Raw genomic sequence first — 23,407 nt, 5'->3', positions numbered from 1 at the left:
CTTTGATTTTTAGTTTTTCCTTCTTTATTTTTTGATATAGTAAATTTATAGAGTAGTTTTGTTGAGAATGGAAGAAAGCGGGGATGGGATGTTTGCTTTAATACCTCTAATGCTTGAGCGAGTTGGTATTTTAATCATTGTTGCATTTATATTATCTAGGATGAAATCGTTTCGACAGGTTATCCATAACGAACGGGGAATGGCAGCGAAATTAACCATCATAGCGATCTTTGGCGCCTTTGGAATTATCAGTAATTATACTGGTGTAGAAATAGGTCATGGAGTCGTTACGTCACAAGATTGGCTGACAGATGTTGATCAGAATGGTGCCATTGCAAACACAAGAATAATGGGCGTGGTGATTGGCGGTTTGCTTGGCGGACCCATGATTGGAATAGGGGTAGGTTTGATTGCTGGATTGCACCGCTTATCGCTCGGTGGTTTCACTGCGGTTGCATGTGCATTTTCCACCATTTTTGCAGGAGTCGTGACAGGGTTTTTAAGTAAGCGTTTTAAAATACAGGAAAGCGGCTCTACAACGAAAGCAGTTATAATGGGGATCTTGATGGAATGTTTTCAAATGGGAATTATTCTCCTATTAGCAAAGCCCTTTGATGAAGCCTTAAATCTTGTAAAACTAATTGCCTTTCCTATGATTGCGATTAATGGTTTTGGGACACTATTATTCTTACTTATTATCCAGGATATTTTTCAAGAACAGGAACGAACACGGGCATTACAAACACATAAGGCTTTATATATTGCGAATCAAACACTGCCATTTTTTCGGCAGGGCCTAAATATGGACTCGTGCGCAAAGGCAGCTGACATTATATTGAAATGGACCGGTGCGGATGCCATCTCCATTACAAATCAACAGCAAGTTGTAGCGCATGCTGGGGCTGGTGCCGACCATCATCTACCATCTGGGACCATGGCCACTGAATTAACAAAAAAAGTGCTAGACCAAGGCAGAATCATTATTGCAAAAACAGCCAAGGAAATTCAATGTTTTAACCCGAATTGTCCATTAGAGGCTGCCATAGTGTTACCGCTTAAGGTTTATGATAAGACTGTTGGAACCTTGAAGCTTTATTTTACTAATTCTAGCAAACTCGATAGTGTAGAACAGGAGCTGGCTGAAGGCTTAGGGAGATTATTCTCCGGCCAGCTCGAAATGGCAGAGCTAGAGCGGCAAAGACGCTTATTAAAAGATGCTGAAATTAAAGCACTGCAGGCACAGGTCCATCCTCATTTTTTGTTTAACGCGATTAATACCATTTCAAGTCTAATACGAAAGGATACCGACCAAGCTAGAAAACTTCTAATTCAGTTAAGTGTCTTCTTTCGCAGTAATCTTCAAGGCGCTCGTCAAATGCTGATACCGCTTGAAAAAGAGCTCGAGCATGTGGAAGCTTATTTGTCCATTGAACAAGCAAGATTCCCTGACAGGTATAAGGTGAATGTGGAAATAGCTCCACCATTTAGAGAGGTATTAGTACCTCCCTTTACATTGCAGCCACTGGTAGAAAATGCGATTCGTTATGCCTTTTCAAAAAACAAAACGGGAACTGTTCGAGTTCGTGCCTACGAGGAAGAAGGGAGAATGGTCCTCATCACGGAGGATGATGGAAAAGGGATTCCACGGGAGAAACTTGCTGTACTTGGAAATCAAACAGTTGATTCGGCAGATGGTACAGGTACTGCCTTATGGAATATTAAGAAAAGAATTGAAGAGATTTATGGGCCTGAAGCATCATTACAGATTGATAGTATCCTAGAAAAGGGGACAAGGGTTGTGATTAAATTGCCATTAACCGGGCAAAGTTGGGGGGAAGAAAGTGTTAAAAGCCTTTATCGTCGATGATGAACCGCTTGCGAGAGATGAACTTTCCTATTTGCTAAAACGAAGTAAGCAGGTGGAGGTAGCTGGAGAAGCTGAGTGCTTTGAGGCCGCATTTGAAAATTTGAAAAACCTGGATATTGATGTGATTTTTCTAGATATCCAGCTTGCCGATGAAAGTGGGATCGAAATCGCCAGTAAATTAAATCAGTTGGATTATCCACCATTGATTGTTTTTGCTACAGCATATGATGAATATGCTCTTAAAGCTTTTGAACTTAATGCAGTTGATTATCTGTTAAAACCAATTGATGAAAAAAGGATCCAGCTCACCATTGATAAGCTGTATAAGCTGGCTGGAAATAAAGAGCAAAAAATCCCGCTTTCATCTAGGTGGCATTCTAGTCAAAATGATCGGTCAGAAAAATTAGCGGTTTCGATTGATGAAAAAATCGTGTTACTCCATATTAATGACATTGTCTATATTGGCACGCAGGATGGTAAAACAGTCGTTGCCACGGACAAACAAAAGTTATGGGTCAATGAACCATTAGTAACCTTTGAACGGAAACTGCAAATTCCTTCCATTATGCGTGTTCATCGTGCTTATCTAGTCAATATTGATGCCATTCTTGAGATCGAACCATGGTTTAATTCAACCTACAATTTAATTATGAAATCCGGCGAAAAGGTTCCCGTTAGCAGAACCTATACAAAGGAACTGAAACAGCTGCTTGGTTTTTAACAGCTGTTTTTTGTATTTCAATTTAGAATTACTGTTTTTTAACCCTAGATTTTAACCACTTATCTTGAAAAACGAATGTTATCGTTTTCATTTAATAAGATTAATATAAGTTATTGATTTAGGGGAGGAAAAAAGAAAATGAATGCGGTTTCAGTTGTAATTGGTTCCATTTGTATATTAATGATTGCTTACCGTTTATACGGAACTTTCATAGCTGCAAAAGTATTAAAGTTAGACGATTCTAAGCCAACACCAGCTCACGAATTTAATGATGGGAAGGACTATGTCCCAACCAATAAATGGGTGACATTTGGCCACCATTTTGCTGCAATCGCGGCAGCTGGTCCGCTTGTAGGGCCAATCTTGGCTGCACAATTTGGTTATTTGCCAAGTTTACTTTGGCTGTTAATTGGCGCGGTAATCGGTGGTGCTGTCCATGACGCAGTTGTACTTTACGCTTCTATGCGGAAGAAGGGGAAATCATTATCTGAAGTAGCCAAGGATGAATTAGGTCCTGTTGCAGGTTTTTGTACAGGACTTGCTATGCTATTCATCATTACGATTACCATGGCAGGGCTTTCTATGGTCGTACTTCACGCACTTGAGAACAACCCATGGGGAACTTTTTCAGTAGGAATCACAATTCCCATTGCGATGGGAGTAGGCATCTTATATAAGAAAACAGGTAATTTAAAAATAACGACTACAATTGGATTCATCCTTGTTATGGTAGGCGTATTTGTAGGACCGATGATTCAGAATACCGTTTTGGGAGACTGGCTGACTTTAGATACAAAAACATTAGCCATTATTCTGCCTATCTATGCTTTTTTTGCAGCAGCACTGCCTGTATGGCTATTGCTAGCTCCGCGAGATTATTTAAGTAGTTTTATGAAAATTGGCGTATTTATTGCCCTTATTATTGGCGTATTTATTATTAATCCGAACATTCAAATGCCTGCATTTACGAAATTTACACAAGGCGGCGGTCCTGTCATTGCAGGTCCAGTCTGGCCGTTTATTTCGATTACGATTGCCTGTGGTGCCATTTCTGGCTTCCATGCCTTTGTTGGTTCAGGTACAACACCGAAAATGCTTGATCGCTGGTCAGATATTAAGGTAGTTGGGTTTGGAGCGATGTTAGTAGAGTGTGTGGTTGGGATTATGGCATTAATAGCAGCAACAGCCCTTCAGCCAGCCGATTATTTTGCCATTAATTCCACCCCAGAGGTTTACAAAACATTAGGTATGCATGTAGACCAATTACCGAAGCTTGCCCAGGAAATTGGAATGGACTTGGAAGGAAGAACAGGCGGGGCTGTAACATTAGCTGTTGGTATGACTTATGTTTTCACAGCTATCCCTTGGTTTGCTAAATTATCATCCTACTTTTTCCAGTTTGTCATTATGTTTGAAGCGGTATTTATTTTAACAGCGATTGATTCTGGAACACGTGTAGCCCGTTATTTAATACAAGATTTCTTTGGTGAGTTTTATAAACCATTGAAAAAAACAGATTGGATTCCTGGGTCCATATTTGCAAGTGCATTAGCATGCTTTATATGGGGATATTTGCTCTTTTCTGGAGATATCGGTTCTGTTTGGGCCTTATTCGGTGTATCTAATCAGTTAATGGCATCGATCGGTCTCATTATTGGGGCAACTGTTATTCTAAAAGTGGCTGACAAACGCTGGTACATGTTAACTTGTTTAATTCCTCTCGCTTATTTGTTTGTCACGGTTAACTATGCAGGCTATTGGATGGTCAAAAACGTTTACCTAAATCCGGCAGCTGCTGGATACAGTGTGATGAATGGGATCCTATCGATTATCATGTTAGTACTTGGTATCATTATTATGGTGACAGCTATTAAGAAATGGACCACCATGTGGAATTCCCCTCGTTTTCAATTTGGTTCAAGGGTTGCTTAAATTTAGGACAGTTGACTTTTTCAGTCAACTGTTCTTTCATTTATCCCTAGAATATATCTAGATATTTAATGTTTAAACTGGCCCGCACCTGTCCATCCTGAATTTAGGCAAATGTTTGCTTGCATAGTGATAGAAAATTTAATACAATAACCGTAATACTTTATATTAAAAAAACAGTGATCAGGAGTAGTAGTGATTTTTACTCGAAAGAATAGAGAGTTGACGGCTGGTGAAAGTCAACCGAGTACATCATGAACTCGCCTTTGAGTTGCAGGCATGAATGAACAGTAATGTTTGCCGTTTACCGCGTTAAGGTTGAATGAAGCGAGTGTTTAGGCACTAATGTGGGTGGTACCGCGGGAAGATACATACAATCCTCTCGTCCCTTTTTGGGATGAGGGGTTTTTTATTTTGCAGTAGGAGGAAAATCAAAATGAGCTTTAACCATCAACAAATTGAGAAAAAGTGGCAAAAACAATGGGAAGACAAAAAAACGTTCAAAACGAGCGAAGAATATGATAAGCGGAAATTCTATGCATTAGACATGTTTCCCTATCCATCCGGTGCAGGGCTTCATGTAGGACACCCGGAAGGCTATACAGCAACAGATATTCTTTCCCGTTTAAAGCGGATGCAGGGCTATAATGTACTGCACCCGATGGGCTGGGATGCCTTCGGATTGCCTGCCGAACAATATGCTTTAGACACAGGTAACGACCCTGCTGAATTTACGGAAAAGAATATTAACACCTTCCGAAGACAAATTAAAGCACTAGGTTTTTCCTATGATTGGGATCGTGAAGTCAATACGACTGACCCAGAATATTATAAATGGACACAGTGGATCTTCTTAAAGCTTTGGGAGAAAGGGCTTGCCTATATTGATGAAGTAGCGGTGAACTGGTGTCCAGCGCTTGGAACTGTTTTAGCGAATGAAGAGGTTATTGACGGCAAGAGTGAACGCGGCGGACATCCGGTTGAACGCCGTCCGATGAAGCAATGGATGTTAAAAATTACAGCTTACGGTGACCGTTTACTTGAGGACCTTGAGGAGCTTGACTGGCCTGAAAGCTTAAAGGAAATGCAGCGCAACTGGATTGGCCGCTCTGAAGGGGCTGAAGTAACATTCCAAATTGATGGACATGATGAAACCTTTACAGTGTTCACTACCCGACCAGACACACTATTCGGTGCAACCTATGCTGTATTGGCTCCAGAGCATCCATTTGTTGAAAAAATTACTACTAATGAGCAGCGTGCTGCTGTCGATGCTTACTTAGAAAAAGTAAAAATGAAGAGCGATTTAGAACGGACAGATTTAGCAAAAGAGAAAACGGGTGTTTTTACTGGAGCATATGCGATTAATCCTGCAAATGGCGATAAAATGCCAATCTGGATTGCTGATTATGTATTAGTAAGTTATGGAACGGGTGCGATTATGGCGGTACCTGCTCACGATGAACGTGACTATGAATTTGCTAAAGTTTTCAACTTACCTATTAAGCCAGTCGTGGCTGGCGGAGATGTAGAAAAAGAAGCTTATACAGGTGATGGGGAACACATTAATTCTGAGTTCTTAAATGGATTAGATAAAGAAGAGGCCATTTCTAAAATGATCGCCTGGTTAGAGGAAAAGGGAATTGGAACGAAAAAAGTGACGTATCGTTTACGGGACTGGTTATTCAGCCGTCAGCGTTACTGGGGTGAGCCAATCCCAATTATCCATTGGGAAGATGGCACTATGACAGCCGTTCCTGAAGATCAGCTGCCATTAACCTTACCAAAAACAACCGACATTAAACCATCTGGAACAGGTGAGTCACCGCTTGCGAATATTGAGGATTGGGTCAATGTCGTCGATCCGGTAACAGGTAAAAAAGGCCGCCGTGAAACAAATACGATGCCGCAGTGGGCAGGCAGCTGCTGGTACTATTTACGTTATATTGATCCGAAAAATGATCAAGAATTAGCTTCACAGGAAAAATTAAATCATTGGCTCCCGGTTGATATTTACATTGGCGGTGCCGAGCATGCCGTGCTTCACTTGCTATATGCACGTTTCTGGCATAAGTTTTTATATGACATTGGTGTAGTGCCAACCAAAGAACCATTCCAAAAGCTTTTCAACCAAGGAATGATCTTAGGTGAAGGCAATGAAAAGATGAGTAAATCAAAAGGAAATGTTGTCAACCCTGATGACATTATTGACAGCCATGGTGCCGATACCCTTCGTTTATACGAAATGTTTATGGGACCTCTTGATGCATCGATTGCTTGGTCGACCAATGGCTTAGATGGATCACGCCGCTTCTTAGATCGAATTTGGCGTCTGTTAGTGGAAGAAAACGGTGAATTAAGCCCGAAAATCCAGACAAATGAAGAAGCATCAAACCTTGAAAAAGTGTATCATCAAACGGTGAAAAAAGTGACGGAGGATTATGAAGGTTTAAGATTTAATACAGCTATTTCACAAATGATGGTCTTTATCAATGAAGCGTATAAAGCAACAGTTCTTCCAAAGGTTTATGTCGAAGGCTTTGTAAAATTACTTGCTCCTGTTTGTCCGCATCTTGCTGAAGAGCTATGGGAAAAGTTAGGTCATAGCGGTACAATCTCCTATGAAGCATGGCCGGCATATGATGAAGCAAAATTAGTCGATGATGAAATCGAGATTGTGATTCAAGTAAATGGCAAGGTGAAAACAAAGTTAAAGGTTCCGACAGATGCTACGAAAGAAGCTTTGGAAGGAATCGCCATGGATGACGATCGTGTGAAGGAACAAATTGAAGGAAAGACCGTTCGCAAAGTAATTACTGTACCAGGTAAATTGGTAAATATTGTGGCGAATTAATCAGGAAACAAAATTGAACATCCTCTTGTAAAATGGAGGATGTTTTTCTGAAGGGATGATTGGGATGGAAGAAATTAATGTGATTACTCCAGAAGAATTGCAAAAGAAGCTCGAGGCAGGGGAAAAACCAGAGCTTGTAGATGTAAGAGAAGATGAGGAAGTTGTTTTTGGGATGATTCCAGGGGCAAAACATATTCGTATGGGCGATATTCCCGCTAACCTGGACTATTTTGATAAAGAGAAGGAATATATTTTCATTTGCCGTTCAAGCCACCGAAGTGGAAATGTTTGCTATTATCTTCAAGAACAAGGGTATAAAGTCCGGAATATGATTGGCGGAATGCTGGCCTGGACAGGAGAAACTGAATACACAGAATAACCGATTCCGTTTTGGAATCGGTTTTTTTTATCTGTTTTAGTTTCAACCGCATGCAGGGTTTCCAGCATCAGCAAATTAGGTTCCACCTGTGGTTGTATCAAATCCATGGTGATGTCCGGAGCCTGGACCGCCGCCATTAAAAAATTGATCCTGTTGTTGATCGCTATTATCAAAGCCTTGGCTACTGTTATCATCCGGAGTTTGCTGACTTTGATCTAATTGACTGTCTCCGCCCCAGGAACTATTAAAATCTTGTCCTGTTTGCTGATCTTGTTGTGTGTTTGATCCTCCTTGTTGCGAATATTGCTGCTGATTTTGATTTGTATTAGAACCTGGCTGCTGCCGTTGAGTAAAAGCCATTTGGCTGTTCGTACTTCCGCCATTGGATAAACCGAGATAAGAGACCATTCCCGCTGCTAAAGCCAAACTCCCAAAGCTGACTCCCCAAGTAATCTTTTGTTTTTTATCCACCTCAGACCCTCCTTTCAACATTTGATTTCAGAAACAAGTTTACAAGCCCAATCTTAAAAAAACCTTAACTTTTAAAACCATCTATTTTTAAAATTCTGAAAAAATGAGAATACTGATAGAAAAAGGAGAGGGAGGGAGTCTTATGATCCAAGTAAAGTTATTTGACAGGGAGCATGAAAAAGATCTAGAAAAAGAGATGAATCGATTTTTAAAAGATATAGAGGAACAAAGCCTTGTCGATATCAAGTATAATGTGGCTGCCATGACCGAAGAAGAAGAGGAAGAGCAGATTTACTGTTTTACCGCTATGATTATCTATCGGGCGTGATCGTACTTCACGCCCGATAATTTTTTGCGGATAGTGCTGCATTGGTTCCCGCAAGCCTGCCCGTTACTAAGGCAGATGTAATGTTATATCCACCTGTGTAACCATGGATATCTAGTATTTCACCGCAAAAATAAAGACCCTCCATCAATTTAGAAGCCATGGTTTGCGGCTCAATCTCTTTCACGGTAACCCCGCCGCCCGTCACAAATGCTTTTTCAAGTGGAAGTGTGCCATTTACTTTGAATTGAAATTGTTTACAGCCCTTTGCAAATGCACGAATTTTTTCATTGGAAATCGTTCCGCCTTGCTCGGCAGGATCCATATCATTCATTTCGAGGAGAAATAGAAGGTAACGCTCCGGAACTATTCCCTTTAAGGTATTTTTGATGCTCTTTTTGGGTTCCCCTTTTACAAGTTTTACAATCTCTTGAAAAATCTCTTCCTCTTTTCGATCAGGAAGGGCATCCAAGCTCATGGTTACTTCTTTTAGATTCCACTTTTTCATGGCCTTGACCACAAATTGACTGCAGCGGAGCACGGCTGGGCCACTGACTCCAAAATGGGTAAACAACATATCCATCCGGTGGGAAATCAAGGGTTTGCCTTTCGGATTCAAGACACTGAGATTAATATCTCTTAACGATAATCCCTGTAATGACTTGTTTTTTATAAAGGGCTCACTTGAGGTAACAGGGACCTCGGTTGGGAACAACTCAGTAATCGTATGGCCTGCTTTCTCAGCCCAGGCATAACCGTCGCCGGTAGACCCTGTATGCGGGACCGATTTTCCCCCTACCGCAATTACCACTGACTTAGTCGAAAGTTGCTGGCCATCCTTTAACCGCACTGCGGAAACATGTCCATTTTCATAGAGAACATCTGCCACGGGGCTATTTTTGAAGACTCTTACACGTAGTTTCTCGAGCTGTTCTAAGAGGGCATCCACCACTGATTGAGCTTTATTGCTTACAGGAAACATCCGCCCATGATCTTCCTCTTTTAATTCAATTCCTAGCCTTTCAAAAAAGCGAATAATATCTTCATTACTAAAAATAGAAAAAGCACTATATAAGAATTTACCGTTGCCGGGCAGATGTTTAATAATCTCCTCAACCGGCAGCCGGTTGGTTACGTTACAACGCCCGCCTCCGGAAATTGCCAGCTTCCGTCCTAATTTGTCTCCTTTATCGATTAAGAGGACCTTTGCCCCTTTTTCCCCCGCCGCTATAGCAGCCATTAGTCCAGAGGGACCGCCGCCAATCACAATACAATCGTAATCCATTTTATCCACCAACTTTAATTTATTCATTTCATTATAAACATAACTTGTGAAATTAAAACGAAAAAAGTCATTTTTTTAAGTGAATTAACTCGGTTGTGAGTGGCATCGGAGGAAAAGAAGTTGTAAACTACTAATAGTGTGCAAAAAACGTCGATTATTCTTTGTGAATTTACGAACGTATCTTTCGGGTAGGAAGGGATTATATGCAGTCAAAGCTTTTAAGAGGAACGTTTATTTTAACGTTAGGAACTATACTTTCTAAAGTAATCGGACTCATTTATGTTATACCGTTTTATCAGATTGTTGGAAAACATGGGACACAGCTTTATTCCTACGGATATGTCCCTTACACGATATTTATTAGTATCGCAACAGCTGGGGTGCCGCTGGCTGTTTCAAAGTTTATTGCAAAGTATAATGCACTGGAAGAATATGCTGTTGGCAGGAAATTGTTTAAATCCGGTTTAGTGGTTATGTCGATCACAGGATTTGTTGCATTTTTAATTATGTATTTGGCAGCTCCTTTATTAGCCGAAATGAGTAATCCTGGTAATGAAATAGATGCGGCTATAACCGTCATGCGTGCGGTTAGTTTTGCCTTAATCCTTGTTCCATTCATGAGTCTAATCAGAGGATTTTTTCAAGGTCATCAATCGATGGGACCGTCAGCCGCATCGCAAGTGGTAGAACAAATCGTCCGAATTCTGTTCACGCTTGTTGGGGCTTATGTGGTTCTCAAATTTTTAAATGGATCAATGGTAACTGCTGTTAGTGTTGCCACGTTTGCTGCCTTTGTTGGAGCGATAGGAGGCTTAGCCGTCCTATTTTGGTACTGGTATAAAAGGAAGCCGCATTTGGATGAGCTTTTGGAGCAAGATAAGGGAACCATCCATGTTTCACTAAAAGAAATTTATAAAGAAATCTTTATTTATGCAGCACCCTTCGTATTTGTAGGGATTGCCAATCCATTATTCCAACTTATTGATCAATTTACCCTAACCAAGGCCTTAGTAGATATGGGAACGACAAAGAAATTGGCCGAGACAGCTTTTGGGATTTTGAACTTTGAATCACATAAAATTGTGATTATTCCTGTTTCCCTAGCCACTGCCTTCTCGTTAACACTTGTGCCAAGCATTACAAAGGCATATGTGGAGAATGATCGAAAAAACTTAACTAATCAATTAAATCAAACCTTTCAAGTGTTATTATTCTTAACACTGCCGGCGGCAATTGGGCTATCTCTATTAGCTGAGCCAGTTTATACGGCTTTTTATGAGCATGATGCTCTTGGTACACAGGTTTTAGGTGCTTATGCACCGGTCGCCATTTTATTTTCTCTTTACGCGGTGACAGCAGCGATCATGCAAGGAATTAATGAACAGCGGTATACGATTTTAAGCTTATTAGTGGGACTATTGGTCAAACTTACACTTAATATTCCGTTAGTTAAAATGTTTGAAACAAGAGGGGCTGTATTAGCCACAGCGATCGGATACATGGCCTCGATTATCATTAATTTAGTGGTAATTAGATATTTCTCCCGCTATCAATATCGATTCGTTTGGCGCAGAAGCTTATTGATAATTATTTTTGCTGGATGTATGTGGGTGGGAACCGAGCTGATGTATAAATTTTTAACGTTATTCTTATCACCGGCGTCCAAAATGCAATCGGTCTTAATGATCTTAATTAGTGCATTTGTAGGGGCTGGCATTTATTTTTATTTAGGATTGAAATCAGGACTTGCAACTCGGTTATTCGGAAACAGAATTGAGCGTGTCCTTACTAAATTTAAGCTGCCAAAAAGGAGGCAAAGCGTTGAGAATTGATAAGATGTTAGCAAACCTTGGCTACGGCAGCCGAAAAGAAGTAAAGCAGATATTAAAAAGCGGTGCCGTTAGAGTCGATGATGTGATCGTTAAGGATCCGAAACAACATGTTGATGAAAAAAGCCAAACGGTGACCTTCAATGGTGAAGTGATTGAATACAAAGAATTTATCTATTTAATGATGAACAAGCCTCCTGGTGTGTTATCCGCTACAGAAGATAACTCGGCTGAGACCGTTATTGACCTGTTGGAGCTTGAGGATCAGGTATATGAGCCTTTTCCGGTTGGGAGATTGGACAAGGATACAGAGGGATTATTGCTGATTACCAATGATGGTCAATTAGCGCATAAATTACTATCACCAAAGAAGCATGTCCCGAAAACATACTTTGCGGTGATTGACCGCGAAGTAACCGAAGAGGATATCAAGGCGTTTGCCAAAGGAGTCACTCTTGATGACGGGTATGAAACTAAGCCTGGTGAATTGAAAATCATAAAATCAGGTATCCGCTCTGATATTGAGCTAACGATTACAGAAGGTAAGTTTCATCAAGTCAAGAGAATGTTTGAGGCCGTAGGGAAAAGGGTTGTGTACTTGAAACGGATTTCTATGGGGCCGCTCCCTTTAGATGAAACCTTGGAACTCGGGGAATATCGAGAATTAACAGATGAAGAAGTGGAGTTATTGCGAGAGTACCAAGTGAAATAAACACAAAAAGCAGCTAATTTAGCTGCTTTTTGTGTTTTTTGTAAGGATGGTTGATTTATTCTGTTCCTAGTGGATTCTTCTCAAATAATAAGTAACGTAGTATAAAAATGGGTACCATACAGATAAATACGCAGTAAAGAAGTGTTACTAAGGGGGAACCTTTCATGAAACTAACACACGAGCAGGCAATAGAACTGCACGGCTTCAACAACCTTACCAAGTCTTTAAGCTTTAATATGTATGATATTTGCTTTACAAGAACAAGAGCGGAACGGGAAGCCTATTTAAACTATATTGATGAACAATATAGTGCAGATAGACTGCAAAAGATATTAAAACATGTCGCAGATATAATAGGTGCCCACGTATTAAATGTGGCCAGTCAGGATTTTGAACCGGCAGGGGCAAGTGTAACCTTATTAGTATCAGAAGGACCGGTAACACATGATGTTCCTTCAGAATCCTTTGAAGAGTCACCAGGACCGCTTCCCGAATCAGTGGTCATGCAATTAGACAAAAGTCATATCACGGTCCATACATACCCGGAATTTCATCCAGATGAGGGAATTAGTACATTTCGTGCAGATATTGATGTTTCAACCTGTGGTGAAATTTCTCCTCTAAAGGCGCTCCACTATTTAATTCGATCATTCGAAACAGATGTAATGACCATTGATTACCGAGTCCGCGGCTTTACTAGGGACAAAAGCGGCCACAAACTCTTTATTGATCATGAAATAAACTCTATTCAAAATTATATTCCTGAAGATGTCGGAGAACTTTTTGATATGATAGACGTCAATGTTTATCAAGAGAATATCTTTCACACAAAATGCAAACTGAGAGAATTCGATCTCAATAACTATTTATTTGGTTATACCAAAGAAAGGCTAACACCAGATGAACATATTGAAATAACAAAGAGATTAAAGATAGAGATGGATGAAATCTTTTATGGGAAAAATATTGTTTAGAGCTCAATACGTGGGCTCTTTTTATAAATGTTTGACATGAAACCAAAAGGTGTTATATAGTTACAATACGAACGTAATTGGAAGACAAGTGAGGAGGGTACCCAGTGGAAAATCAATCACAAGCAACATTAGAGGATATTAAATATACTGTCGTTTATAATGCACCAATTGCTAAAGTTTGGGATGCAGTTGCAACAGCAGAGGGGCTAAGTGCTTGGTTTATGCCGAACGATCTTCAGCCTATAGAAGGTCATGAGTTTCATATAAATGCAGGTCAATTTGGTATGTCACCATGTAAGGTAACACAGGTAGACCCGCCAAACCGTCTTTCTTTTAATTGGGGAAAAGACTGGACCTTAACATTTGAATTGAAAGAAGTGAAGAAGCAAACAGAGTTAACGTTAATCCATGGCGGATGGGATAGTAAAAAAGTTACTGAATTTGGTGCGCCGCATACACCGATTCGTGACAACATGAACAAAGGCTGGGGCGGTCTTGTGAAAAAACTCCAAGCGTATGTTGAGGCATAAATGGCTGCTCCCTTAGCAAAACATGACGTCTTTCAAGCGATTGCTGATCCTACCCGCCGAAGTCTTTTGAAACTTCTTAGTAACCAAGAAATGCCAGTTACCGCGATTTGTAAGCATTTTCCGATTACCCGGACTGCTGTTTCGAAGCATCTGAGAGTACTATCTGAGGCAGGTTTAGTTAAGGAGCGGAAGGTCGGCAGGGAAACTAGGTACAAGCTTGAAGCATCACCTTTGATTGAACTAAAAGACTGGCTCCAATATTTCGAGTTGTTTTGGGAAAATAAACTGGGTGCACTAGGGCGTTTTTTAGAATCGAATGATTCAAATTCAGAAAATGAACAATAAAAAAACAAGCAGGGATAACCAACTGGCTATCCCTGCTTGTTTTTTTATTATTGCTTCCGTTTTTGAAAGCTGCATACAATCGTTATTTGTTACTATTCGGTTTCTTATTAATAAATGACAGGATGATTAGGAGGACAATCGTTCCAATACTAACGCATGTTCCAATCAAATTATTGGCATTAAATAAAAATCCAATGAAAATGATGCTTAATGATAGGAGTGCAAAGATTGTGGTAAAAGGGAACCACTTCACTTTAAATGCTGGTTTATTGTTGTAATGCGGTCTTAATTTTAACTGGGCTGCACAAATACTTATCCAAATAATCATGACCGTAAACCCAGGAATGGTCATGAGGTAGCCAATGACTTGGCTTGGAGTCAAATAAGCTAGATAAACACCAACCAAAATACAAACACTTGTTATCATAATCCCAATAATCGGTATACCCTTTGAGGAAACCTTTGCAAGGACTTTAGGTGCAACCTCACTTTGAGCCATAGAATGCAAGGTTCTCGATGTAGCGTAGATACCGGAATTAGCTGCGGAAAGGACAGCAGTTAATAGCACAAAGTTCATGATGTGGGCAGCTCCAGGTAAGCCTGTACTACTAAAAACCTGAACAAATGGACTGTCTTGACCGTTCACTTTGTTCCAAGGCATCATGCCGCAAATAATTAGAATCGGCAAAACATAAAAAATGATGACGCGCCAAACAGCACCTTTAATAATTTTAGGCAAGACGCGTTCAGCATCTTTTGTTTCAGTAACAGCGACTCCAATCAATTCAGCCCCGCCATAGGAAAACATTACGACTAAAAAGGCATTAAAGGTTCCACCCAGTCCGTGTGGAAAAAGACCGCCGTGCCCAGTATAGTTTGAAAGTGGATCGTGAATATTGCTTGGAATTAAACCTAAGAGAAGTAAAAATCCTAGGATAATAAAGGCGATCAGAGCAATTATTTTAATTCCGGCAAACCAAAACTCAAGTTCACCATAGTATTTTACTTGGAATAAATTAATGCCAACGATGACAATCGCACATAGAAAGCTGAGAAGCCATAATGGAACAGACGGAAACCAAAATTGTAGAAAACTTCCCGCTGCTAATAATTCAACAATGGTGACTAAAATCCAATTAATCCAGTATAGCCATCCAACAAGGTAGGAAACTTGGAATCCAAAAGCTTTGTTAACTAAATGCTGTACATTTAAGTTTGGGAAAGCAAGTGCCATTTCCCCTAGTGCTGCCATGATTATAAATAATAATAACCCACCGATTAAATAGGCTACAATTACGCTTGGTCCGGCTATATTTAAGGTATCGGAACTGCCTTTAAAAATACCTGTCCCGATCATCCCCGCAAGGGCAATAAACTGGACATGCCTTGGCAGAAGCCCCTTTTTTAAATTTTGCTGCTGATTATTTTTCATATTAGGTACCTACTTTTTCTTTTTTACTTAGACGCTTTTAAGCGTTAAAGCGATTTTCTATACTAATATATCATAATTATTATACCTGTCAAATAGAATAGAAGATTTAATTGTAGGGGGGATAAGTGAGTTCGAATCAATTCCAGCGCCCTGTGGTGCTTCGCTTTGCGTTTCGTCCCCATTTGGTTTTAAACAGTAAAAAGCATGCGATAAAATCGCATGCTTTGTTATGCAGATTGTTTAATTTTATTTTACAATTAAGATGTCATCTTTACTTTCTTTTGTGTTGTAGTCCATTTTCCGCGGCTTGGGCTAATGACCAAGTCATTATAGGCTAAGACATTTAAATCTCGTTGTATGGTGCGAGGAGTGATACCAAATTCCTCTACAAGTTCTTGGGTCGTGACAGTGCCGTTGTTTCGAATAAACATGTAGATACATTTGATGCGGTTTAACATCCGGTTAGTTGAAGGTTTCAAAGAACCACTCCCTATCCTAAATTTCAAACCTATGGCTTAATCCAGCTACCGACAGCCTATTTGAAGATTACTCTTCAAGAAATATGTAGTTTCTTTTCCGCGCGGACATCTCCTTTAATTGGAATGTAACAATGGATACAGTAGATACCTAGATGTCATACATCTAACCTTATTGTACCCATAATTTCAGAAAATTTCTACCAATATAGTAAAGAATACAAAAGAAACCTCGGTAATTAATGGTAATTGTCTGTTTATACCGCCTCCTAAATTATTTCATACTATAGAGTATGGGCGGAGGTCCTTGGTTTATGATAAATTGTTTGAATTTTTAGTTAAAAATGTCTTTTTGCATAAATCGCTTTGGGTTACATAGTGTGTATAGTAACAATTAGAATAGATCACTTGAAAGATATCTTTCCCCGGTGTCACAGGCAATACAGACAACGACCTCATCCTTAGAAAGGCGTTTTGCAACCTCGATCGCCGCAAAACAAGCTGCCCCGGAAGAGGGACCAACCAAAATTCCTTCCTCTCTAGCCAATCTTCTTGTAATCTCATAAGCATCCTCATCTGTAATTGGATGGATTTCATCATAAACTTCTTCATTAAGAATTTTAGGTATGAATCCAGGGCTTGTACCAACTAGTTTGTGTTTACCGGGTTTGCCGCCTGACAGAACTGGAGAACCCTTTGGTTCGACCACATGGACAGATAATCCTTGATAATAGTCTTTTAAAGTTTCTCCTGTTCCCGTGATGGTTCCTCCGGTTCCAGCTGTTGCAACGAAAGCTGATAGTGGTTTGCCGATTTCATTCATGGCTTCGATAATCTCAACAGCAGTAGAATGTCTATGAGCATCCGGGTTTGCTTGATTCTCAAATTGCATTGGGACAAAACTATTAGGGATCTCTTTTGCTAATTCTAGGGCTTTCTTAATGGCTCCTGGCATTTTTTCATCTCCAGGGGTTAGAATTACTTTTGCTCCGTATGCGGCGAGTAAGCTAATCCGTTCCTTTGTCATCGTATCAGGCATCACAATAATCGCTTGATAACCTCTAGCAGCAGCATTCATGGCGATTCCAATACCTGTGTTGCCGCTCGTTGGTTCAATGATCGTGGAGCCTTTTTTTAATTCTCCGCTTTTTTCTGCCTCAATAATCATATTATAGGCCGCACGGTCCTTTACGCTTTTGCTGGGGTTGTAAAATTCCAATTTCAAATAAACGGAAGCCCCTTCTTCAGGAGCGACCCGATTCAGTTTTACCAGCGGCGTTTCTCCAATCAATTCAGCTATATTGTCCACTACTCTCATTGGGCTACCCCTTCTTTAGTTATTTTAAGAATTCCTAATTCCATGATAAATGAAAAGAATACTAAATGTAAAAAATATCGCCTATGAGACTGTTTGATTGTAGATACAATTGGGAGAAAATAGACTAAAATTAAAAAAAGGACTGAGAGGTTTATATGAATCAACGACCACATTTTTTCTTTGCTGTAAGAATTCCTGAAACTACAAAACGAATCATGAAAAATCATATCGATCATTTACAGGAAAAAATCCCATTTAGCCGCTGGGTTCATCATTTGGACTTACATATAACATTAGCTTTCTTAGGATCAGCAGAACCTGAGAAACTGAAAGCTGCTGAAAATTATGTAAAAGAGAGCATAAGCAACGAGGAAGCATTTTCATTAAAAATAAACAAACTAGGTATATTTGGAAAGGTTGATTCTCCTCGGGTTTTTTGGGCCGATACAGAAAGCAGTGAGGAGCTGGTTGCAATTAGAAATAAAGTATTTTCAGCATGTGAGAGGGCAGGCTTTCAACTGGAAACACGCCCCTTTAAACCCCATATCACGTTAGCGAGAAAATGGAAGGGGCAGGAAGGATTTCAAAAAGAGTTGTTAAATGTTTGGGATCAATTACAGCCGAAACCACTTGAATTTCAAGTGGAAGAGGTTGTTGTTTATCAAACACATCTTGACCAAACCCCAAAATATGAAGCCGTAACCATATTCCCATTGCAAGTATGAAATTCCACTAAAAGGTGTGTTGTATGAAGCAGATATATTTTATTATTAATCCAAAAGCCGGTAATGGATCCTGTCTAGAAACATGGAAAAAAGTTGAATCCAAACTGCTGGCTGACCAGATACCCTTTTTAGCTTTTTTTAGCGAATATCCTGGTCATGCTAAATCGATTGCTAAACAAATTGCCTGCAGCGATCAGCAGGAAAAGCTGATGATTGCAGTAGGCGGAGACGGAACCATCCATGAAGTGCTTAATGGGATTGCAAATGACAAAAACATAACACTCGGTTTTATTCCTGGCGGTTCAGGAAACGATTTTTCAAGAGGTTTTCAAATTCCAGCCGATCCCAAAGAGGCTTTAACAGTCATTCTCCGCCTCCGGAAGCGGCCAGGAAAGCAGATAGATATCGGTAAAGTTTGCCTAACGAATAGGGAGGAACACTATTTTATTAACAATATGGGTGCTGGATTGGATGCTATTATCTCCTATCAAGTGAATCAATCCCGTATAAAGGCATTGTTAAATAAAATATCATTAGGCAGGCTGGTTTATGTCTATTTTCTATTAAAAAATGTATTTACTTATAAAACTGGAAGATTTGATTTATCAATTGACGGGAAAACGCATATATTTGAACAAACGTGGTTTATTACTGTGTCTAACCAGCCTTACTACGGCGGCGGCATGAAAATTGCGCCGGATGCCAACCCGGATGATGGTCTTTTTGATATTACAATTGTTCATCAACTATCCAGGGTGAAACTTTTATTCGTTTTTATGAGTGTTTTTTGGGGAAGACACACCCATTTTAAAGAAGTGAAAACATTCAAGGGGAAAAATATAACCATCTATTCGACAGATTCACAGTATGTTCATGCTGATGGGGAGCATATCGGATACACCCCACTTTCGATTCACCTTCATGCGAAATCCTTAGAGGTGTTATCTAGAAGTCGCGGGAAGGAAGAAGTTGATCTGAAGGAGAGGGATTCGAATGAATTCTGCTGACCGAAATTTTTTTGCTTACTTAGATGAAATGAACATCGTTACTATCCTTCTTCCCCATTCATACCATCACGGAATATCCACTACATTTTACATGGCAGCGGATTCAGATAAGACGCCCCTAGTCATTGTGGAGAAGACGGAAATTGAGGAACACTTTAAATATATTTGCCAGTTCGAGGGAGAAATTTCTTTTGGCAAGCTGTATTGGATCTTTGATGAGTACGGTGGGAAAACCGATTTACAAATAGGTGCAGTGATTCGAACAGAACAATTTGATGAAAAATTTTATTATGAAGGGAATGACCTCGGGGTAACCTTTCAGGCCGGGCAAACCTGTTTTAAACTGTGGGCACCAACAGCGACAGGGGTCAAATTAAAATTACGCCCATCTGATAATGGATATTCAGAAATCATCAAGATGAGGCGGGAGGAGTACGGAGTTTGGTCTGTCTCTCTTCACCGCGAGTTGGAGTTTTTTCAATATAGCTTTTTGGTCCTTGTTAATCAAGAATGGCGAGAGGCTGTAGACCCGTATGTAAAGGCTGTAACAGCAAATGGGGAGCAGGGTGTGATTGTGCTCCCGGAAAAGACAGCTAAGCCTAGACTCGGGATACCTCCATTAGAAAACCCAGTTGATGCGATTATTTATGAAACACATATTCGGGATTTTACGATTCATCCTTATAGCGGTGTCAAACATAAAGGGCTATATTTAGGTGCCGGTGAAATGAACACAAAAGGTCTAGATGGTGATGCGACTGGCTTATCCTACGTCAAAGATTTAGGGATTACTCATTTAGAATTTCTCCCGCTGAACGATTTTGCCGGAGTGGATGAATTAAACCCAGCAAAACAGTATAACTGGGGATATAATCCTCTCCATTTCTATGCTCCTGAGGGAAGTTATGCAACCAATCCATCCAATCCTTATTCCCGTATCATCGAACTAAAAAAATTAATTGACCTGATTCACAGTCAAGGTTTAGGGGTCATCATCGATGTCGTTTTTAATCATGTTTATATACGTGAACAATCTTCTTTTGAAAAAATAGTCCCAGGCTATTATTTTCGTCATAACGATATTGGCTTGCCTTCAAACGGCACGGGTGTAGGAAATGATATTGCCTCAGAACGAAGAATGGTGCGGAAGTTTATTGTTGACTGTGTCCGCTATTGGTTGGAAGAGTATCAAGTTGATGGGTTTCGATTTGATTTAATGGGTATTTTAGACGTAACAACGATGAATGAGGTACGAAAGACTTGTGACAGTTTAGCAAAGGGGATTTTAATTATTGGTGAAGGCTGGAACCTTAATACTCCCCTGCCGGCCGCACAAAAGGCAATCATAGCTAATCAGGCAAAAATACCGGAAATCGGACAGTTTAATGATAAATTTAGAGACATCATAAAAGGAAGTACGTTTAACTTGTTTGATAAGGGCTATGCCATCGGGAACGATCATTTGGTGGATGCTGCAATTGAGGTGATTACTGGCAGTATCGGTTTTACCAAAAAGAGTACTCGTGTTTTTAATACCCCACAGCAATCCGTTAATTATGTCGAATGTCATGATAACCATACACTCTGGGATAAACTTCAGGGCTGTTATTCCGAAGTTGATCCGGCTATTCGAAAAAAATACCATCGCCTTGCCACAGGAATTGTCCTATTATCACAAGGTATCCCGTTTCTTCACAGCGGACAGGAGTTCTTCCGCACAAAACAAGGAGATGGAAATAGCTATCGTTCTCCAGATGTGATTAATCAACTCGATTGGGAACGGAAAAGTAAGTATAAGGAAAATGTCGAGTACATCAAGGGTCTTATTAAAATCCGCCAGAAGTATTCATGTTTTCGAATGAGAACAGCGGAGGAAATTTGTGCTCACATACAAGCGCTGTCATTCCCAGCTCCTGTTGCCGGCTGTTATTATCAATTATCCAAGGAGGAGGTGGTTCTTGTTATTAATCCAACCTCCAAAGCCCAAATGATCACCCTTCCGGAGGGGGAATGGGGAGTGTTAGCCAATCACCAGTTTGCTGGAACCACTGCCAATGATTTTATAAAAGAGCCCCACTATTTAGTAGAACCCATTTCATTAAATGTTTTGCTGAAAAAATAGTTTTTGAAAGATTACTTGACGAAAAAAGGGAATAGGAGATAAAATTTAATAAGATGGCTATTGTGTGCAATGGTTTCAATAGCTTTTTTTTTATTTAAAAAAAGGTTATTGTTATAATTGTGGTTTATAAACCTTCCTACAGCACAGGTTTTACCTCGGCTTTACAGAGGATTAAGCCCATTAGAACGGCATAAATTGAAGGTGAGCAATTTTGGAACATTTACTAGGACAAGAGTGGGAAGTTACCCCAGCTGGAGGCAAAACAGGAGAAGCCTTTTATGCAGAGTATAAGGATCAAAGGCTTTTTTTAAAGCGGAATTCCTCTCCATTCCTTGCAGTACTATCAGCAGAAGGCATTGTCCCAAAGCTTGTGTGGACAAAACGATTGGAAAACGGAGATGTTATAACAGCACAGCAATGGCTTCCTGGCCGGGAATTAAAGCCCTCTGAAATGAACCAAGAGAGTGTAGCCAGATTGCTTAAGAAAATACACTGTTCTGAACCGATGCTTGGAATGTTAGGCCGGTTAGAAAATTCGCCGGTAAATCCTGAGCCGATTTTACAGTCAGTCATCGAGGAATTAGATGAACAGGTACTTTCTTTACCTGAATCACAAAAGGCAATCAACTTTCTTAAAGAGGAAGCCTTACATGTATCTTGTGATGAGAAAGTGGTTTGTCATGGCGATGTCAACCATAACAACTGGCTGCTTGCAGAAGACAACCAGTTGTATTTGATTGATTGGGACGGAGCCATGATTGCTGACCCCGCCATTGATTTAGGATTACTTCTTTACTGGTACATTCCAGAAGAAAACTGGGAGGACTGGTTAAATCTTTATGGTAAAGAGCTAACCAATCATCTAAAACTTAGAATGAAATGGTATGTAACCATTCAAACCCTATCTTCTATTCAATGGTATAAAGATAAACAACGATTTGAAGAAATGAATAATTGGATTGATTTTTTGCAAAATATCCTTTAATTAGGAAAATTGGTCAATATCATTTACCCATTGTGATAAATTTTCCTGATTAGATAAGATATGCTGATCTAAATCATCAGATTGAGTACCATGCTGACTGTATTGATAAACTTCTTGCAAGATATTTTTAACATTCGAATCAATTTGGTTGTTGACCATAAGAGATTTTACTAAACGCTCCAATTGCTCGCATTCTGCAACAGACCCACAGCAATCGGTTTGGTGGTTGTTTAAAATATCTTTTAGCAGTGTAACTTGGTGACCATGACTTAATGGCATAAAAGCACATCCTTTCAAGTGAAAAATTCTAAAAAAGGAATTCACAGTTAGCTTGTGGATTCTTTTTTCGTTTATACGCAAACCTTTTTTCCATTTAGTTTGGCTTGCATGAAAGAGATTGGCATGGTATGTTTTGAAAGATAATGTTTTTTAGGAGTGTCAAAATGAGACTTAGACATAAACCTTGGGCAAAGGAAAAAATAGAGCAGCATTCACAGTATGTAGTAGCAAATCCGGAAAATTTCAAAGGTAAGTGGCATGAAGCTTTTGAAAAAGATCAGCCTCTTCATATTGAAGTCGGTACAGGTAAAGGTCAATTCATCACGGGAATGGCCAAGGCCAATCCAGATATAAATTATATCGGAATAGAGCTGTACGTCAGTGTCATTGTTGCTGCTTTGGATCGACTGATAGAAGCAGATTTACCCAATCTCAAGCTGTTACAAGTAAATGCAGCGGACCTAGATAAATACTTTACAAAAAATGATGTTGATCGAGTCTACCTTAATTTCTCAGACCCATGGCCAAAGGCCCGCCATGAAAAAAGAAGATTAACCTATAAAGATTTCCTAAAGCGCTATGAAGATATTTTGGTTGATGGCGGGGAAATACATTTTAAGACCGATAATCAGGGGTTATTCGAATACTCGCTCATGAGCTTTTCTGCTTATGGGTTATTATTGAAATATGTGAGTCTTGATTTTCACAAAAGTGAGTATGAAGGCAACATTATGACAGAATATGAGCAGAAATTTTCTGAACAAGGAAAACGGATTTATCGTTGTGAAGTAAAATATCAAAACTGATGGCAGGGACAGTTCTTTTTAAGAGCTGTCTTTTTT

Annotated in this window: 22 protein-coding genes and 1 other annotated feature; of the genes, 16 read left to right on the top strand and 6 right to left on the bottom strand. The window is 39.8% G+C overall.

Annotation, left to right across the window (positions count from 1 at the left end; all coding sequences use genetic code 11):
* The first annotated feature begins 88 nt into the window (after positions 1–88).
* The 5 genes from L1999_RS23495 to L1999_RS23475 all read left to right on the top strand — a co-directional run bounded on the left by L1999_RS23495 (position 89) and on the right by L1999_RS23475 (position 7,750).
* Positions 89–1,867 carry a sensor histidine kinase gene (locus L1999_RS23495; protein WP_235744441.1) on the top strand — a complete coding sequence of 593 codons (1,779 nt, stop codon included), beginning with the start codon at positions 89–91 and terminating at the stop codon, positions 1,865–1,867.
* Positions 1,842–2,588 (top strand): LytR/AlgR family response regulator transcription factor, encoded by a 747-nt coding sequence (locus L1999_RS23490; RefSeq protein ID WP_235740754.1) that lies wholly within the window; start codon positions 1,842–1,844, stop codon positions 2,586–2,588. The genes L1999_RS23495 and L1999_RS23490 overlap by 26 nt, the downstream gene beginning before the upstream one ends.
* A gap of 138 nt (positions 2,589–2,726) precedes the next feature.
* A complete protein-coding gene (gene cstA, locus L1999_RS23485) occupies positions 2,727–4,520 on the top strand; it encodes a carbon starvation CstA family protein (protein ID WP_235740753.1) in 1,794 nt (597 codons plus the stop codon).
* A 167-nt stretch (positions 4,521–4,687) separates the two neighbouring features.
* Positions 4,688–4,910 (top strand) — a binding site (T-box leader).
* 43 nt (positions 4,911–4,953) lie between these two features.
* Entirely contained in the window at positions 4,954–7,371 is a 2,418-nt protein-coding gene (gene leuS / locus L1999_RS23480) for a leucine--tRNA ligase (RefSeq protein WP_235740752.1), read from the top strand.
* A gap of 64 nt (positions 7,372–7,435) precedes the next feature.
* Complete coding sequence (locus L1999_RS23475) at positions 7,436–7,750, top strand: rhodanese-like domain-containing protein (RefSeq protein ID WP_215044220.1); 315 nt, start codon at positions 7,436–7,438, stop codon at positions 7,748–7,750.
* Between the two features lie 75 nt (positions 7,751–7,825).
* Here the strand turns inward: L1999_RS23475 and L1999_RS23470 are convergent, their stop codons facing one another.
* Positions 7,826–8,221, bottom strand: coding sequence for a hypothetical protein (locus tag L1999_RS23470; RefSeq protein WP_235740751.1), 396 nt, complete (start codon positions 8,219–8,221; stop codon positions 7,826–7,828).
* Positions 8,222–8,363: 142 nt separating this feature from the next.
* Here L1999_RS23470 and L1999_RS23465 point away from each other — a divergent pair, with 142 nt between their 5' ends.
* Positions 8,364–8,549 carry a sporulation protein Cse60 gene (locus L1999_RS23465; RefSeq protein ID WP_235740750.1) on the top strand — a complete coding sequence of 62 codons (186 nt, stop codon included), beginning with the start codon at positions 8,364–8,366 and terminating at the stop codon, positions 8,547–8,549.
* 7 nt (positions 8,550–8,556) lie between these two features.
* Here L1999_RS23465 and L1999_RS23460 read toward each other — a convergent pair whose 3' ends face one another.
* Positions 8,557–9,831 (bottom strand): BaiN/RdsA family NAD(P)/FAD-dependent oxidoreductase, encoded by a 1,275-nt coding sequence (locus L1999_RS23460; RefSeq protein WP_235740749.1) that lies wholly within the window; start codon positions 9,829–9,831, stop codon positions 8,557–8,559.
* 203 nt (positions 9,832–10,034) lie between these two features.
* On the opposite strand from L1999_RS23460, the gene L1999_RS23455 reads away from it, so the two are divergent.
* From L1999_RS23455 to L1999_RS23435, 5 genes are all read left to right on the top strand, one after another.
* On the top strand, positions 10,035–11,663 hold the full coding sequence (locus L1999_RS23455; protein ID WP_235740748.1) for a putative polysaccharide biosynthesis protein: 1,629 nt from the start codon (positions 10,035–10,037) through the stop codon (positions 11,661–11,663).
* Positions 11,653–12,372: a pseudouridine synthase gene (locus L1999_RS23450; RefSeq protein ID WP_235740747.1), complete on the top strand. Its 720-nt coding sequence runs from the start codon at positions 11,653–11,655 to the stop codon at positions 12,370–12,372. The genes L1999_RS23455 and L1999_RS23450 overlap by 11 nt, the downstream gene beginning before the upstream one ends.
* Before the next feature lie 164 nt (positions 12,373–12,536).
* Positions 12,537–13,346, top strand: a complete 810-nt coding sequence (gene speD / locus L1999_RS23445; protein WP_235740746.1) for an adenosylmethionine decarboxylase — start codon at positions 12,537–12,539, stop codon at positions 13,344–13,346.
* A gap of 104 nt (positions 13,347–13,450) precedes the next feature.
* Entirely contained in the window at positions 13,451–13,876 is a 426-nt protein-coding gene (locus L1999_RS23440; RefSeq protein ID WP_235740745.1) for an SRPBCC family protein, read from the top strand.
* Positions 13,877–14,221, top strand: a complete 345-nt coding sequence (locus L1999_RS23435) for an ArsR/SmtB family transcription factor (RefSeq protein WP_235740744.1) — start codon at positions 13,877–13,879, stop codon at positions 14,219–14,221. It begins immediately after the preceding gene.
* Between the two features lie 82 nt (positions 14,222–14,303).
* Here L1999_RS23435 and L1999_RS23430 read toward each other — a convergent pair whose 3' ends face one another.
* From L1999_RS23430 to cysK, 3 genes are all read right to left on the bottom strand, one after another.
* Positions 14,304–15,653, bottom strand: a complete 1,350-nt coding sequence (locus L1999_RS23430) for an amino acid permease (RefSeq protein WP_235740743.1) — start codon at positions 15,651–15,653, stop codon at positions 14,304–14,306.
* A 257-nt stretch (positions 15,654–15,910) separates the two neighbouring features.
* On the bottom strand, positions 15,911–16,132 hold the full coding sequence (locus L1999_RS23425; protein ID WP_215044196.1) for a DeoR family transcriptional regulator: 222 nt from the start codon (positions 16,130–16,132) through the stop codon (positions 15,911–15,913).
* A 391-nt stretch (positions 16,133–16,523) separates the two neighbouring features.
* A complete protein-coding gene (cysK, locus tag L1999_RS23420; protein ID WP_235740742.1) occupies positions 16,524–17,447 on the bottom strand; it encodes a cysteine synthase A in 924 nt (307 codons plus the stop codon).
* A gap of 155 nt (positions 17,448–17,602) precedes the next feature.
* Here cysK and thpR point away from each other — a divergent pair, with 155 nt between their 5' ends.
* From thpR to L1999_RS23400, 4 genes are all read left to right on the top strand, one after another.
* Entirely contained in the window at positions 17,603–18,172 is a 570-nt protein-coding gene (gene thpR, locus L1999_RS23415) for an RNA 2',3'-cyclic phosphodiesterase (protein WP_235740741.1), read from the top strand.
* A 23-nt stretch (positions 18,173–18,195) separates the two neighbouring features.
* The gene (locus L1999_RS23410) at positions 18,196–19,179 is read left to right on the top strand and encodes a diacylglycerol/lipid kinase family protein (RefSeq protein ID WP_235740740.1); all 984 of its coding nucleotides are present in this window, start codon (positions 18,196–18,198) and stop codon (positions 19,177–19,179) included.
* Positions 19,166–21,301 carry a type I pullulanase gene (gene pulA, locus L1999_RS23405; protein WP_235740739.1) on the top strand — a complete coding sequence of 712 codons (2,136 nt, stop codon included), beginning with the start codon at positions 19,166–19,168 and terminating at the stop codon, positions 21,299–21,301. The genes L1999_RS23410 and pulA overlap by 14 nt, the downstream gene beginning before the upstream one ends.
* Before the next feature lie 211 nt (positions 21,302–21,512).
* Entirely contained in the window at positions 21,513–22,286 is a 774-nt protein-coding gene (locus L1999_RS23400; RefSeq protein ID WP_235740738.1) for a phosphotransferase family protein, read from the top strand.
* On the opposite strand, the gene L1999_RS23395 is transcribed toward L1999_RS23400, so the two are convergent.
* Entirely contained in the window at positions 22,287–22,565 is a 279-nt protein-coding gene (locus tag L1999_RS23395; protein ID WP_235740737.1) for a YtzH-like family protein, read from the bottom strand.
* A gap of 164 nt (positions 22,566–22,729) precedes the next feature.
* Between L1999_RS23395 and trmB the strand changes: the two genes are divergently transcribed.
* Positions 22,730–23,371, top strand: a complete 642-nt coding sequence (gene trmB, locus L1999_RS23390) for a tRNA (guanosine(46)-N7)-methyltransferase TrmB (RefSeq protein WP_235740736.1) — start codon at positions 22,730–22,732, stop codon at positions 23,369–23,371.
* The last annotated feature ends 36 nt before the right edge of the window (positions 23,372–23,407 follow it).

It is taken from the genome of Neobacillus drentensis, assembly GCF_021560175.1.
In the GTDB taxonomy this organism is placed as follows: Bacteria; Bacillota; Bacilli; order Bacillales; family Cytobacillaceae; genus Neobacillus; species Neobacillus drentensis_A.
This window is presented reverse-complemented; position numbering and strand designations above follow the sequence as displayed.